Annotated in this window: 11 protein-coding genes and 1 tRNA gene; 5 read left to right on the top strand and 7 right to left on the bottom strand. The window is 61.3% G+C overall.

The window, feature by feature from the left end:
* Positions 1-99 precede the first annotated feature (99 nt).
* Together ACFOZ5_RS14330 and ACFOZ5_RS14325 are read right to left on the bottom strand one after the other, a co-directional pair.
* Positions 100-999, bottom strand: a complete 900-nt coding sequence (locus ACFOZ5_RS14330) for a tyrosine-type recombinase/integrase (protein ID WP_379888484.1) — start codon at positions 997-999, stop codon at positions 100-102.
* A 194-nt stretch (positions 1,000-1,193) separates the two neighbouring features.
* Positions 1,194-1,270, bottom strand: a tRNA-Arg gene (locus tag ACFOZ5_RS14325).
* A gap of 115 nt (positions 1,271-1,385) precedes the next feature.
* Here ACFOZ5_RS14325 and ACFOZ5_RS14320 point away from each other — a divergent pair.
* Positions 1,386-2,123 carry a TIGR04283 family arsenosugar biosynthesis glycosyltransferase gene (locus tag ACFOZ5_RS14320; protein ID WP_379888482.1) on the top strand — a complete coding sequence of 246 codons (738 nt, stop codon included), beginning with the start codon at positions 1,386-1,388 and terminating at the stop codon, positions 2,121-2,123.
* The gene (locus ACFOZ5_RS14315) at positions 2,123-2,761 is read left to right on the top strand and encodes a TIGR04282 family arsenosugar biosynthesis glycosyltransferase (RefSeq protein WP_379888480.1); all 639 of its coding nucleotides are present in this window, start codon (positions 2,123-2,125) and stop codon (positions 2,759-2,761) included. The genes ACFOZ5_RS14320 and ACFOZ5_RS14315 overlap by 1 nt, the downstream gene beginning before the upstream one ends.
* Here ACFOZ5_RS14315 and ACFOZ5_RS14310 read toward each other — a convergent pair.
* Entirely contained in the window at positions 2,740-5,577 is a 2,838-nt protein-coding gene (locus ACFOZ5_RS14310) for an insulinase family protein (RefSeq protein WP_379888478.1), read from the bottom strand. The two genes, ACFOZ5_RS14315 and ACFOZ5_RS14310, sit on opposite strands and share 22 nt — an antisense overlap.
* A gap of 47 nt (positions 5,578-5,624) precedes the next feature.
* Positions 5,625-5,921: a hypothetical protein gene (locus tag ACFOZ5_RS14305; RefSeq protein ID WP_379888476.1), complete on the bottom strand. Its 297-nt coding sequence runs from the start codon at positions 5,919-5,921 to the stop codon at positions 5,625-5,627.
* Between the two features lie 215 nt (positions 5,922-6,136).
* Here ACFOZ5_RS14305 and ACFOZ5_RS14300 point away from each other — a divergent pair, with 215 nt between their 5' ends.
* A complete protein-coding gene (locus ACFOZ5_RS14300; RefSeq protein WP_379888474.1) occupies positions 6,137-8,119 on the top strand; it encodes an SDR family oxidoreductase in 1,983 nt (660 codons plus the stop codon).
* Positions 8,120-8,147: 28 nt separating this feature from the next.
* On the opposite strand, the gene rnt is transcribed toward ACFOZ5_RS14300, so the two are convergent.
* Complete coding sequence (gene rnt / locus ACFOZ5_RS14295; protein WP_379888486.1) at positions 8,148-8,798, bottom strand: ribonuclease T; 651 nt, start codon at positions 8,796-8,798, stop codon at positions 8,148-8,150.
* Positions 8,799-8,865: 67 nt separating this feature from the next.
* Positions 8,866-9,900 (bottom strand): dihydroorotase, encoded by a 1,035-nt coding sequence (gene pyrC / locus ACFOZ5_RS14290; RefSeq protein WP_379888472.1) that lies wholly within the window; start codon positions 9,898-9,900, stop codon positions 8,866-8,868.
* Positions 9,901-10,021: 121 nt separating this feature from the next.
* On the opposite strand from pyrC, the gene ACFOZ5_RS14285 reads away from it, so the two are divergent.
* A complete protein-coding gene (locus ACFOZ5_RS14285) occupies positions 10,022-10,975 on the top strand; it encodes a flagellar protein MotY (RefSeq protein ID WP_379888470.1) in 954 nt (317 codons plus the stop codon).
* Between the two features lie 35 nt (positions 10,976-11,010).
* On the opposite strand, the gene ACFOZ5_RS14280 is transcribed toward ACFOZ5_RS14285, so the two are convergent.
* Complete coding sequence (locus tag ACFOZ5_RS14280) at positions 11,011-11,940, bottom strand: histone deacetylase family protein (RefSeq protein WP_379888468.1); 930 nt, start codon at positions 11,938-11,940, stop codon at positions 11,011-11,013.
* Between the two features lie 196 nt (positions 11,941-12,136).
* Here ACFOZ5_RS14280 and ACFOZ5_RS14275 point away from each other — a divergent pair, with 196 nt between their 5' ends.
* On the top strand, positions 12,137-14,881 hold the full coding sequence (locus ACFOZ5_RS14275) for a bifunctional acetate--CoA ligase family protein/GNAT family N-acetyltransferase (RefSeq protein WP_379888466.1): 2,745 nt from the start codon (positions 12,137-12,139) through the stop codon (positions 14,879-14,881).
* Positions 14,882-14,965 lie beyond the last annotated feature (84 nt).

The following is a 14,965-nucleotide window of genomic DNA, read 5'->3' as shown; positions in this document are numbered from 1 at the left end:
GTCGAGGTCAGTTGATGGTTCATGGTCAGCCTCCTTCAGTCAGAGGCTGGGAGTCTGGCGAATTCCGGTCAGACCGTTAAGATGGGGTTGGTGGAGCGCTTACTTCAGAACCACGGTTGCCTGTGAGGGCAGGGGGACAATGTGGTCCGGTACCTGGCCGGCTTTCTTGGCCTTTTGGGTGCCTTTCATGCGTTTTCCTGGGATGATCCAGGTGCCGGATTTGAGGTCTATCTCTTTCCACTCAGCGTTACGGAGTTCACCTGGTCGTAAAAACAGCATAGGGGCAAGTTTCAAGGCTGCCCTGGTGGTAGCGTGGCCGCCGTACGCATCTATAGCTTTGAGTAGTGCCCTAAGTTCGCTAGGCGACGTGATGGCAGATCTGTGCTGTGTGGGGACGGTTTTCAGGAGGCCCTTCAGGATTGAGGTGGGGTCTGTTTCTGCACGCCCCTCAGCCACCGCGAAACGGTAGATCTCACCAATGCGTTGTCGGATACGATGGGCGGTCTCGTGCTTGCCCTGGTTCTCTATTTCACGGAGGGCTTCAAGCACTGTGACAGGCTTTATTTCTGATAGTGGCAGGTGCCCCAGCTTCGGATAAGCCCAGGTCTCAAGTCGTTTCCGTGCCACTTCGAGTGTGCTATCAGCAAGTTCGCCTTTCTTCAGCCTGAGCCAATCCTCAGCCACTGCCTTGAAGGTATCTGCCTTCACCTGTTGAGCGGCTTTCAGTTGTTTCTTGGCTTCGTTAGGGTCGATGCCAGTGGCAATCTGTTCCCGTGCTTCTGATCGCCTTTGACGAGCCAGTTTTAATGGGACATCAGGGTATACCCCAAGGGCAAGTGTCTTTTCCTTGCCCTCAAACCGATACTTCATGCGCCAGTACTTACCGGAGGGCTGGACGTCCAGGTACATGCCTTGACCGTCAGAGAGCTTAGTGCGCTTCTCATACTTCTCAAAGGTCGCTGCCTTAACCTGTCTGTCAGTTAGCTTATCTGTTGCCATGGCGGTGTTCGGCTCCGCAGTGGGGGTACAAATTTCACTATAACGGGGTGCATTGCGGTTTGCACCCCCAGAAGTACCCCCGGAAAGCATGGCTCTGCATAGAATTTGGTGGAACTCGGTGGACTGAAGGGAGAGGGTAAATTGTTTTGAAACAGTGGTATATGGAAGATAGTGGAGCTTGATGGAAGTTCAGATGGTACCCCCGGCAGGACTCGAACCTGCTACCTTCCCCTTAGGAGGGGGACGCTCTATCCAGATGAGCTACGGGGGCCTTTCGCTGGAAAGGCCGGTATAATAACGGGGTGGCGCCTGTCTCTCAAGGTGGGGGCCGGATTTCCTCGATTTCCCTGTGGTTTCATTCACTTTTTTCTGCCCCGGAGCAGCCTGTGCCGCGGTCGACTGCTGTCAGTATCATTGTCCCCGTTCTGAACGAATCTGCCTCCATTGTGCCTTCCCTTGAGCGCCTTTCTGCCATGCGTGATGCCGGTGCGGAGGTGATCCTCGTGGACGGCGGTAGCGACGACGATACCGTTGCCCTCGCCACACCGTGGTGTGACCGGGTGGTAAGCTCGGAGCGGGGGCGGGCCCTGCAGATGAACCGGGGCGCGGCAGAAGCGAGTGGTGAGGTACTGTTGTTTCTGCATGCCGACACGGTGCTGCCGGAACGGGCTGATCAGGCACTGGAGACGTTCCTGGCCAGTGACAGCGCGTGGGGGCGGTTTGACGTACGTCTTAGCGGTTCCCGTCCTCTATTTCGGCTCATCGCCTTCATGATGAATCAGCGGTCCCGCCTGACGGGGATTGCCACCGGGGATCAGGCCATCTTTGTGCGCCGGTCGTTGTTCGAGGATTTGGGCGGGTATCGTGAGTTGCCATTGATGGAGGATGTGGCGCTCTGCCGGCGCCTCCGTCAGGTTTCGCGGCCATTCTGCATCAGATTGCCGGTGGTGACGGACAGCCGACGTTGGGAACAACTGGGGCCCTGGCGCACCATCGCGCTGATGTGGCGCCTGCGCTGGCGTTACTGGCGGGGCGCGGACCCGGTCGAGCTTGCCCGGGCCTACCGGGCGGATGTCCGGGGGCCGGCAGTAACCAACATGAACAAGGAAAACGGAGAACGATGATGGCCGGGGTGCAGTTGATTCAGTTTGCCAAGTGGCCCCGGCGTGGCCGCGTCAAAACCCGGCTGGCATCAGCCCTGGGGGAGGCAGGCGCCCTGGATGCCCATGTTCGCCTGACCCTGACGGTGATGGATCGGCTGGTGCAGTCCGGTTATCCCGTAACCCTGGCGTGGGATACGGCCATGGCAGAGCCCCCTGAGGAAGCAGTCTCCATCCTGCAGGCCATGGCGGCCAGCGGAGTAGGGCAGTCAACACAGCAGGGGGAAGACCTTGGCGAGCGCATGACCCGGGCGCTTACCGCTGGCCTGCGGGAGGCCGATATCGCCATGGTGGTTGGCAGTGATTGCCCCTCGGTGGACGCGGACTATATTGACCAGGCGAAGTCAGCGCTGGCGGAAGCGGATGTGGTCTTCGGGCCGTCGGATGATGGTGGTTACGTGTTGATTGCGGCGCGGCGTACACGGCCGGAGATGCTGCAGGGGGTGTTGTGGGGCAGTGAGCTCGCGCTGGCGCAGAGCGTGGCTGCCGCCCGCAACGCCGGGCTCAGGGTGGCTACCCTGAGCCCGCGCTGGGATGTGGACGAACCGGCGGACTGGGATCGTTTCCTGGCGGAATTCGGTCAGTTGCCCACCGGGGGCTGATCGCGCAGTGTCTCCAGCACCTCGTCGGAGGCGGTGGCGTCTGCGCTGGTGGTGACCAGCAGGCTGGCATCCAGCTCACGCAGGGCCGCATCGAAGGTGGCCAGCAGCTCACCTTTCGTGACCTTCCCGACCGCCGCTGCCAGCTTCTCACGGGAATCAAAGCCGGTGGCCTGCCGGTCAATTTCACGCCAGTAACGCTGTGAGACGTCCGACAGCCGACGGTCCTGCTCCACCAGGTTGCTGATGACCGCCTGTCTTTCCTTTTGCAGAGCTTCCGCTGTCATGGCTTGCAGCTCTTCCCGGAAGGCGTCGGCAAACGCCTGCACGGCCTCGTCGATGGTTTCTGCCGTGGCATCCGGTGACTGCACAACAAGCCCGATGGCCGGGGTTTCCAGCATTTCAAAGGGTGTGGCATAGACTACGTAGCCCAGCTGCCGGGTGGTGCGCAGTTCCTCGTAGAAGGCGCCGCTGATCACCTGGGTAAGCAGCCGGTAGCGGGCGCGCTCGTCAAACCCGGTGCTGCTGCCCTGGCTGTAGCGCAGGTAGCCGGTGTCGGGGTGGGGTACCGGCAGGGTTACCCGGGTTTCGCCGGCTGGCAGGTCCCTTACCTGGCTGCGGTTGACGATAGCCGCCTGCGAGTCATTCAGTAACAGGGCGCTGGCCTGTAGGGCCGTATTCAGGGCGAAGGCCGGGGTGGTATTGCCGTGAACCAGCATGACCGCATCAACCCGGTTGGTGAATGAGCGGGCAAACTCGCGCAGGTTCTCCACCGTCACGGCTTCGGCCGCTTCCATTTTCTCCTGGTTGGTCCAGGCGCCCTGGACGAGCGCATCCTGAACAAAGGAGGCCGCCTGGGATACAGGCTTGTCCTGCAGGCTGTTACGCAGGTTATCGATCAGTTGCTGGCGGGCGATACGGAACCGCTGCTCGCTGATTTCCGGGTCGGCCAGGGTGGTCATGATCCGGTTCATCAGTACCGGCAGGCGGTCATGGTAGCCGCCAACGCGGGCGGTCAGGCCGCGCAGGTGTGGGTAAACCTGGTAGTCGAGACCGGCGGTCTGGGCTGGATAGGCCCAGGGGTTGAGTTGCACGGAAACGGCTTCCGCCAGCAGGCTGGTCAGTACCTGGCCCTTGGGTGATGCGGTGGTCAGTGGTGACCGCAGGCTCAGGAAGATGTTCGCTTCCGGCCGTTCAAAGCGGGTGTCTTTGGCATGCCATATCTGCAGGTTGCCGAAGGTGGCCAGCTTTTCCGGCTGGTCCATGGACGGCCCTTCCAGTACCGCGAGATCCTCCGGAATAAACGGGTTTTCTTCCGGCAGCGCCAGCTGATCGGCCAGTCGTGCCGTCAGCTCATTACCTGTGGGCACGTCGACGCTGGTCTGAAGCAGGTAAGGGGTGTCGTACCATTGGGTGGTGCTGGCGTCCTCAGGCAGGGCCTGCTTGCTCTGCACGGCAATCAGCACGTTGTCCGGGGTGAGGTGCCCGAGCAGTTCGCGGTACTGATCGGGGACATAGTCGGTCATCATGTAGCGGGCCTGCAGTACGTCTTCCGGCGCTACCTCCTGCATCTCCATCGACAGTCGCATCACCAGATGCACCGGATCCGGTTGTTGCTGGAAGCGGAAATCAATTTCCGACAGCTGCCTGTCCTCCTCGAACCGGAAGCGATCAATACCCTGCTGGCGGACCAGGTCGATGTATCTGAACGCCAGGGCCACGATGTCGTCCTGATGCTTCATGCCCTCGTTGGTCAGGGCCATGCTCAGTTCCAGGGTGGAATGCTCACCCGTGTCGGTGCCGCTGCCAGCGGACAGGCTTTCCACCCAGCCGCGTTGCTTGAGCACGTCCAGCAGGCTACCCGGGCCCTCGTGTCCGAGCAGGCTGGCCACGTAATGCAGTGGCTTGGTCGGGTACTGGTCCCGCTGCGAGGGGATGGGGAAGATCAGCTGCAGCCGGCGGATATCCTTGATGGTCTGCACCTGCAACCGCGCGGGCAGGGTGTCTGGCGCGAACAGCGGTTGCGGATAGTCCTTTACCTTGAGGTTACGGTTTTCGATGGCACTGAAGCGGGGGCGAACCATGGCCTCCAGCTCGTCCAGGGACTGTGGGCCATACACCGCGAGGGTCATCAGGTTGGCCGAGTAGTGGTTTTTCCAGAACTCGATCAGGTCCTCTCGCAGGGGGCGTTCTTCAGAGTTTTCCAGGGTCTGGAGGTTGCCCACGGAAAACTGGCTGAAGGAGTGCTCGGGATTGCTGATTGCCTTGCGCACGGAATAGTACCGGCGCCCGTCGTCCTTCAGCGAGGCACTGTACTCCGAATGCACCGCGTTGCGCTCGCGGTCGACCAGCTCGGCGGTGAACAGCGGGTCGGAGAACTGCTGGGCGAAGCGGTCCAGGGCCGGCTCCAGGTGTGCGGGCTGGATATCGAAAAAGTAGTTGGTGTCCTGGAAGGCGGTAAAGGCATTGTGGCTGCCACCGTGGCTGCGAATGAACTGCTGGTATTCACCCGGGTTGGGGTATTTCTCAGTGCCCAGGAACAGCAGGTGCTCCAGGAAATGGGCCAGCCCCTCACGGTCTTCCGGGTTGTTGCCGCTGCCTACGGCGACGTTGAGGGATGCCGCCGCCTTGTCCGCCCCCGGGTCGGATATCAGCAGCGCTTCCAGGCCATTATCCAGGCTGATGTAACGGTACTCGTTGTCGTCCGCCGGACTTTTGACTGGCTGGATCGCCGCCTGGGCAAGGCTGGCAAACCAGAACAGGGTAAACAGGGCGATGATTCGGGCAAGGCCCAACGGGGAGACGGGCGTCATCCTCATTCGGTGCGTCCTTTCCTGGGTGTTACGTATGGGGTTGAAGTGGCCGGTCAGTGGACCCGGCCCTGGCTTGCCGCGTTGGGCGTCTGGTCGAGGGTAATGCGCGCCAGTGTCGCGGCGTCCTCGTTGCCCAGTTCGCCGGATGCAATTTGCTCCAGCACCGAGGCCATCACGTTGATCGCCTGGCGTTGCTCGGCAAACTCGCTCTGAAACGCATCATCTATGGCTTCGTATACCGCCTGGATCTTCTCTTCCCGGCTGCCGCTGTCGGTTGCGGTGTCGTTGATGGCCTTCAGGCAGGCTCGTGCAATGGAAATATAGCGATCAGCGTTGTCCTGGCTGGGCATTCACAGGTCTCCTGGTTGGGTCGGCCACATGGGCCGCGATATTGATGCATTGGGACAGGGATTATCGCATCTGGTTCCCTTTCCTGCATGCGGCTTCGGGGTTCCGTTCTGAGGCAGGTCAAAAGTCTGCCTTTTGGCATTTGAGGAATCGTGGGGATGGCATACAGTATGTGTAGATATTCGAATGATAAAAACAACCCAAGGGCTGAACAAACATGAACTATTTTCTGACGGGTGGCACCGGTTTTATCGGCCGGTTTCTGGTTGCGAACCTGCTGGCACGGGGTGGTCACGTCCATCTGCTGGTACGCAAGGAGTCCCTGGACAAACTGGAAGCGTTACGGGCCCGGTGGGGGGAAGGCTCCGAACGGGTTCATGCGGTGACGGGCGATCTGAATCAGCCGGGTCTGGGGCTGGACGCTAAAACCCGCAAGGCGCTGGCGGGCAAGGTGGACCACTTCTTCCACCTGGCGGCGGTCTATGACATGGCGTCAGACGAAACCACCCAGCAGCAGGCGAATGTTGATGGTACCCGACACGCCATGGAGGCGGCCCAGACGCTCAAGGCGGGCTGCTTTCACCATGTTTCGTCCATTGCCGCGGCGGGTATGTACAAGGGCACCTTCCGCGAGGACATGTTCGACGAGGCCGCTGGTCTCGACCACCCCTATCTGAAGAGCAAGCACGAGTCCGAGGGCCTGGTGCGGGCTGAGTGCCAGATACCCTTCCGGGTCTACCGTCCCGGCATGGTGGTGGGGCATTCCCGCACCGGTGAAATGGACAAGGTGGACGGGCCCTATTACTTCTTCAAGCTGATCCAGAAGGTGCGTCATCTCTTGCCTGAATGGGTTCCCACTATTGGTGTTGAGGGTGGACGGCTGAATATCGTTCCGGTGGACTACGTGGTGGATGCCCTGGATCACATTGCCCACCTGGACGGGGAAGACGGTAAGTGCTTCCATCTGGTGGACCCGGATCCCTACAAGGTGGGGGAAATCCTCAACATCTTCTGTGAGGCGGGACATGCCCCGCGTATGGCCCTGCGGGTGGACTCGCGGATGTTCGGTTTTGTGCCGCCTTTCATCCGGCAGTCACTGAAGAGCCTGCCGCCGGTGAAACGACTGACCTCGGCAGTGCTGGATGACGTGGGCATACCCGAGTCGGTGCTGTCCTTTATTAACTACCCGACCCGTTTCGACAACCGGGAATCCGAACGGGCCCTCAAGGGCAGTGGTATCGAGGTGCCGCGCCTCACCGACTATGCCGCGGTGCTATGGGATTACTGGGAGCGCAACATGGACCCGGACCTGTTCCGTGACCGAAGCCTGCGCGGCGCGGTGGAAGGCAAGGTCTGTGTGATTACCGGGGCGACCTCGGGGATCGGCCTGGCCACGGCGGAAAAACTGGCGGACGCGGGCGCCATACTGGTGATCGGGGCCCGCAAACCGGAGCGGTTGAAAGAGGTGACGAAGGCCCTGCAAAGCCGAGGTGCCGAGGTGCACTCCTACCAGTGCGACTTCGCCGATATGGAGGCCTGTGATGGTTTCGTGGCCCAGGTGCTGGCGGACCATGGCACGGTGGATGTGCTGATCAATAATGCCGGGCGCTCCATCCGTCGTTCGCTGGCCTTGTCGTTTGACCGTTTCCACGATTTCGAGCGCACCATGCAACTCAACTACTTTGGCGCCGTACGCCTGATCATGGGCTTTGCGCCGGGTATGCTCAAGCGCAGACGTGGGCATGTGGTCAATATCTCGTCCATTGGCACACTGACCAACGCGCCGCGGTTCTCGGCCTACGTGGCGTCCAAGTCCGCGCTGGATTCGTTCAGCCGCTGTGCCGCCGCGGAGTGGTCAGATCGCAATGTGACCTTCACCACCATCAACATGCCGCTGGTGAAAACACCGATGATCGCGCCTACCAAGATCTATGACTCGGTGCCCACACTGACCCCGGATGAGGCGGCCGATATGGTGACCGAGGCCATTATCCACCGGCCCAAACGCATCGCCACCCGGCTGGGCATCTTTGCCCAGGTCACCCATGCGGTGGCCCCGAAGCTGGGGGAGATTGTGATGAACACGGGGTACCGGATGTTCCCGGACTCGCCGGCGGCGTCGAGCAAGCGGGCGGATCAGCCCAAGGCCACGTCCGAGCAGATCGCGTTTGCCGCGCTGATGCGGGGCATCCACTGGTAAGCTGGCCACCGGTGCAGAGAGCCGGCAGCTACTCGCTGTCCGGCTTTTCTGTGCGGGCGCCGTCCGCTTCGGCTTGCGGCAGTGGAAAGCCGCCCAGGGCCTTCCAGCGGTTGACAATACCGCAGAACAGGTCGGCGGTCTTTTCCGCGTCGTAGGCGGCGGAATGGGCTTCGCGGCTGCTGAACTCCAGCCCGGCCCGTTTGCAGGCTTCCGCCAGGACCGTATGGCCATAGGCCAGGCCCGCCAGGGTGGCGGTGTCGAAGGTGGAGAAGGGGTGGAAAGGGTTGCGCTTGATGTCCGCCCGTTCCGCCGCTGCAAATACGAAGTTGTGGTCGAACGTGGCGTTGTGACCCACCAGCACCGCCCGTTTGCAATCGTGGGACTTTACCGCCTTGCGAATGGGGTTGAAGACCTCCCGCAGGGCCTCGGTTTCGTCCACCGCGCCACGGTCTTCCGCCCAGGGGTCGATGCCCGTGAAATCCAGTGCCGACTGTTCCAGGTTGGCCCCTTCGAAGGGTTTGACGTGCTGGGAGATGGTTTCTCCCCGTTGCAGCCAGCCATCCTCGTCCATGGTGATCAGCACCGCCGCCACTTCCAGCAGGGCGTCGGTGCGCGAGTTGAACCCGCCGGTTTCCACATCCACCACTACCGGCAGGAAGCCCCGAAAGCGGCGTGCCATGGGATGAACTTGCTTGCTGGCTTCTTCAGTCACAACGTCTCCAGATTCGGATGTCTACGGGCGTAAATCAGACCAGGCGCCAGCGCAGCGTTTCGCCGGCTCGCAGGGGAACAATGGTGCCGCCGGCCAGAGGCAATTGCTCCGGAACAGACCAGGACTCGCGCTTCAGGGTAATGGTGTCGGTATTGCGGGGCAGGCCATAGAAGTCGGGGCCGTTGAAGCTGGCAAAGGCCTCCAGCTTATCGAGTACCCCCAGTTCCTCGAATACTTCCGCGTAGAGCTCAATGGCGGCACAGGCTGAGTAGCAGCCGGCGCAGCCACAGGCGGTTTCCTTTTTGTCCCGGGCGTGAGGGGCAGAGTCGGTACCCAGGAAAAAGCGCCGGTCCCCGCTGGCGACGGCCTCCCGAAGAGCCTGTTGGTGCACGTTGCGTTTGAGTACCGGCAGGCAATAAAGGTGAGGACGGATACCGCCCACCAGCAGGTGATTGCGGTTGTACATCAGGTGTTGGGGGGTGATGGTGGCGGCAAGGCGGCCCCCGTCGTGGCTCTGCACGAAGTCAACGGCATCGCGGGTTGTGATGTGTTCCATAACCACCCTGAGCGAGGGATGGCGCTGCATTACCGGGGCCAGCACCTGATCAATAAAGGCTTTTTCGCGGTCAAAGATGTCCACATGATCGTGGGTGACTTCGCCGTGGACCAGCAGCAGCATGCCGCAGTCGGCCATGGTGGCGAGCACATGGTCAATCTCGTTGATGTCGCGCACGCCAGAGGCGGAGTTGGTGGTGGCACCGGCGGGGTACAGCTTGGCTGCCGGAATGCCTGCCCGGGCTGCCTCGCGAATATCGTCCGGCGTGGTCGAGCCGGTGAGGTACAGGGTCATCAGTGGCTCGAAGCCGGTGTGTTCGCCCCGGGCTGCAAGAATACGGTCACGGTAGTCCATGGCCTGTTGCGCGGTGGTCACCGGCGGTGCCAGGTTGGGCATGATAATGGCCCGGCCAAAACGCTCTGCCGTGGCCGGCACTACGTCTGCGAGCACGTCGCCGTCCCGTACGTGAAGGTGCCAGTCGTCCGGCCGGGTAAGGGTGATCTGATCGGTCATGGTGCCTGTGCTCCGCTGCCTCAAAACGCGGCGAGTATACCAGAAGCAGGGGGCTAAAGAATCCGGGGGGCTGGCCGATACCTTAGTCAGGTGCACCTACATCGGAAATCCGGAAACGGCCATGGTCAGATTCGATCGTTCAGCAAAGACAGCGGAAATCAGAGGGTTGCCGGTAAGGCGGACCCTGATGGCGCTGCTGGTTGCCGGTGCAATGGGAACGTCGCCATTGGCGGACGCCCGCAGTTTTGGCGCCGGGCTGGAAAACAGTGAGTGGTACCTTTCTGAATCCGTATTCGACTGTACGCTGACCCATGAGGTGCCCGGTTATGGTCGGGCTGTCTTCAGGCACAGAGCCGGGGAGGATCTCGGGTTCTATCTGGAGGCCGACCTGCCGCTGATGCAACCGGGGCGCGGCCTGCTGGTGGTGGAGGCGCCCGCCTGGCGACCGGGCGAGCCGACGCGGCGACTGGGTTATGTGCAGGTCAGCGACAACCGCAAGGTGGTGGAGGTGGGCAACCGCGACGCCATGGCCATGATGGAAGGCCTGTTGTCGGGCATGGCCCCGACCGTGACCCGTCAGGCCCGCTACCAGGGCGGGCCGGTGCGGGTCAGGTTATCCAATATCAACTTCCGCTCCCAGTTTGACGGCTACCGCCGTTGCGTCACCGGGCTGTTGCCGGTGAACTACGATCAGATCCAGCGTTCCCGGGTGCCGTTTGCGTCCGGCAGTACGTCGCTTGTGGATCGGGATCGTAAGTTGCTGGAGAACATTGCCACTTATGTGGCAGCCGACCCGACGGTGACGAGGATATTCGTGGATGGCCATTCCGACCGCTTCGGCAGCCGTATCCAGAACCGGGCGCTGTCCGAGGAACGGGCTCAGGCGGTGGCGGATTACCTGATCGAGGTGGGCGTGCCGGCAGACCTGATCGTGATCCGCTCCCATGCGGACCAGTATCCGGTATCCGGCAACCCCGCAGACAATCGCCGTACCAACATCCGTCTGGAGCGGGAGGGCGATAATCGGGGTGTCCAGCGCGCGGGCAGCGATGCCTTTGGCGGCGCCAGCGGGTAACCGGAAATGCCTTCGAAAGTCAGGGCCTGCGGTGGTTAGCGTCCGGCCCTGACCAGTTCGCCCACGTGGGCGCCAACGCTTTCAGCCAGTGCCTTCAGGTGATACCCACCCTCCAGGGTGGATATCAGCCGGTCATTGGCGTATTCCTTCGCCAACCCTGTCAGCAATTCCGTCACCCAGCGATAGTCGTCAGTTTCCAGGTTGGTTTCCGCCATGGGATCCAGACGGTGACCGTCGAACCCGGCAGACACCAGGATCAACTGGGGTTTGAACGTCTCCAGTTTCTTTACCCAGCCTTCCTCCACCCGCTTGCGGTACTCCGGTCCGTCGCACTCGGCGGGAATGGGCACATTCACGATATTGTCCGGCAACCGGTAAACGTGGGAGTGGGGGTAGAACGGATGCTGGAAGCTGGAGCACATCATGATGCGTTCATCACCCTGAACAATATCGGCGGTGCCATTGCCCTGGTGAACATCAAAGTCCACGATCGCTACCCGCTCCAGGTGGTGAAACGTCAACGCCCGCATGGCGGCCAGGGCTACATTGTTATAGAAACAGAAGCCCATGGACTTGGCCCGCTCAGCATGATGCCCCGGGGGGCGGGCACAGATAAAGGCGTTGGTCACCTGACTGCTGAGCACCATGTCGACCGCCTCAATGTTGGCCCCCGCGGCCAGCCGGGCGGCCCGCAGGGTATCCGGCATCAGCGCGGTGTCGGGATCGGTGAACACCCGGCCCTTGGTGGGTTGCATCAGGTCGAGCTGGTGCAGGTACTTCTCGGGGTGGACCATCATCAGCTGGTCACGGGTGGCCTCGTCAGGGCGAACCCAGTCCAGTTCCTGGTCGAGACCAGTGTCTTCGATATAACTGATAATACGACTCAGGCGTTCCGGAGATTCCGGGTGCTCGGCGCCCATATTATGCTTGGCGCAATCGTCGTGTGAAAAAAACGCGGTAGTCATGGTATCGGTTCGGTCCTGACGGCACTGGACTTGGAGTTATTAAACTAATGGTAACAGGGATAGCGGAGTAGCGCTGTGTTTCTTTGGTCGTAGCCCCCCCAGATCAATCAAGTCGAGTAATTCGTTTTACATCAAGGACGCAACGCCTAAGATAGACTTGTATTCCACGGCGACAATGTACGAAGGAGACTGCATTTTGGGCACCCGTTACCTGGAAAGCCTGTTCAACCCGTCCTCGATTGTGGTGGTCGGCGCCTCAGAACGTGCCGATAACCTCGGCGGGATGGTGCTCCGCAACCTTCTGGGAGGCAGCTACCCGGGGCAGATGCTGGTCATCAACCAGAACGGCTATGAGTCGGTTCACGGTGTACCCTGTGTCTCCCGCGTGTCGAAGATGGAGTTCAGCCCGGAGCTGGCCATTGTCTGTACGCCGCCGGACACGGTACCCAAGGTGGTGCGGCGGCTGGGCCGGGCCGGGGTGAGAACCGCCATGGTGATGACCGGCGGCATGTCCCGGGCCCACTCACGAACGGGCCAGCCACTGATGTATTCCGTGGGGGAGGCCGCCCGGGAAACGGGAATCCGGGTTCTGGGCCCCAACACCATTGGCCTGATGGTGCCGGCCCGCAGCCTGAACGCCACCTATGCCCATATGGGAGCGCTGCCCGGTAAGGTCGCCTTCGTGGGGCAGTCAGGCAGTGTCGCCAGTTCGGTGATCGACTGGGCTTTTGCCCGGGGGGTGGGGTTCTCGTACTTCCTGACCCTGGGGGATTCCATGGACATCGATCATGATGATCTGATCGACTACCTGGCCCAGGATTCCCAGACCCGGGCGATCCTGCTGCATATCGAGAACATCCCCAACCCCCGCCGCTTCATGTCTGCGGTGCGGGTGGCCTCGCGTACCAAGCCGGTTATCGCGGTAAAGAGCGGGCGGGTGCCGGAGTCAGAATGGTTTCGCCACGAACTGCCCGCCGGCCTGAACCGCAGCGACCCCATCTACGACGCCATGCTGCAGCGGGCCGGCGTGCTGAGGGTGGATGGCCTGGGGCAGATGTTCGACGCCCTGGAAACCCTTACCCGTATGCGCCCCCTGAAGCGCGAGTCTCTGGCGATCATGGCCAATGGCGTGGGGCCCGGGGTGCTGGCGGTGGACCGGCTGGCGGCCCTGGGCGGGGAGCTGGCCACTCTTTCTGAGCAATCCATTGATGCCCTGGCGGATATCCTGCCGCCGTACTGGACCCGCAAGAATCCCATCGACCTGAACTACGACGCATCACCGGATCTCTACGCCAAGGCTATCCGCATACTGGCAAAAGATCCGGAAGTGTCCAACGTGCTGATCATGTACGCACCCAGTCTGACGGAGGACAGCCTGCAGATTGCCGACGCGGTGGTGCAGGCGGTGAAGGGCACCCGCCTGAACGTATTCACCTGCTGGCTGGGCCAGAGTACGGTGATGGATGCCCGGGATGAATTCTACCGAGCCGGGGTCCCGTCGTTCTTCTCGCCGGAAAAGGCGGTCATGGCATTCATGCAGCATGTGAACCACCAGCGCGTTCAGCGGCTGTTGGGAGAGACGCCGGAATCGTTTATTGATCATTTTGCGGACCATTCCAATACCCGCCGGATCATTGTCAACGCGAAGCGGCAGGGCCGGAATCACCTGTCCAACCATGAGGCCCGGGACATTCTCAATGATTACGCCATTAACACGGTGCCGACGGTCTACTGTGACGATGTGGAGGAGGTTCTGGAAGCGTTTGCTGTTGAGCGCCGGCCCATAGACGTTGCCCTCATGCACCAGCGCGCCTGCCACCCGTTCATGGAATACCAGACCGGCCAGGGCCGCTATCGCTCCACCGTCCATGGTCTGACCAATGAAAGCGATATCATCGACGCCTGTCGGGAGCTGATGGAGGACTACCAGAAGCATTTTCCGGACAGTGGCTTTCTGGGGTTTGCGGTGCAGCGATCCTATAAACACATAGACGGTATTGCCTTCAGTGTTGGCATCACCCGGGACCCGCTGTTCGGCCCGCTGGTCGTCTGTGGTGCCGCCGGTGCCCAGATCAGTGTGATGACCGACCGCCAGATTGCCCTGCCGCCCCTGAACATGGTGCTGGCCCGGGAAGTCCTGAGGCGTACCTACATGTCGCGTCTGTTGCAGGAGTTCAGTACCGAGCCGGAACGGGATATCCGTGCCATCTGCGAGGTGCTGATCACCCTGTCGCAGATTGTCATCGACCAGCCGGAAATTCGGGGCCTGGAAATCTCCCCGCTACTGTTTGATCGCGACAGCACCCTGGCGGTGGATGTGGCCATTGACCTGGCCGACAGGCCGGGGATACCGATCATCCAGCCCTATCCCAGGGAGTTGGAGGAGTGGATTGTATTGCCCAAGTCCGGGCGCCGGGTGATCATCCGGCCGGTACTGGCAGAGGATGAACCCGCCCACCGGGCATTCCATGAACACCAGTCGCCGGAGTCAATCCGCTATCGGTTCTTCCAGTTCCGTAAGCACTTCTCCCGGGAAGACGTAGCCCAGATGGTTCAGATTGATTACGACCGGGAAATGGTCTTCATTGCCAATGCCCCGCGCGAAGACGGGGAAGGGGAGGAGACCCTGGGCACCGTCCGGGTGTGGACCGATGCGGACAACCTGCGCTGCGAATTTGCGGTTATGGTGCACGACAAAATGAAAGGCGAGGGCCTGGGCGTGGCCCTGATGCAGAAGATGATTGACTACTGCCGCTCCCGGGGCACCATGGAAATGGTGGGCAATGTGCTACCGGAAAACCGCCCGATGCTGCAGCTTGCCGAGCACCTTGGCTTCAGGATCCACTACAACCGCGAGGAAGAAGTGATGGATCTGAAGCTGGTGCTGAACGAGCCGGAGAAGGACTGGCAGCGGGAGAGGTTGGCCCGGGCCCATCATTAGTTTTGGAGGCTACTCGGCAGCTTGACGGGGCGGAGGCAGGAGGCTCTTTCCGGGACCTTCAAAAACAGGGACGTTTTTGAAGAG

Source organism: Marinobacter lacisalsi, assembly GCF_042651045.1.
Lineage (GTDB): Bacteria > Pseudomonadota > Gammaproteobacteria > Pseudomonadales > Oleiphilaceae > Marinobacter > Marinobacter lacisalsi.
This window is presented reverse-complemented; position numbering and strand designations above follow the sequence as displayed.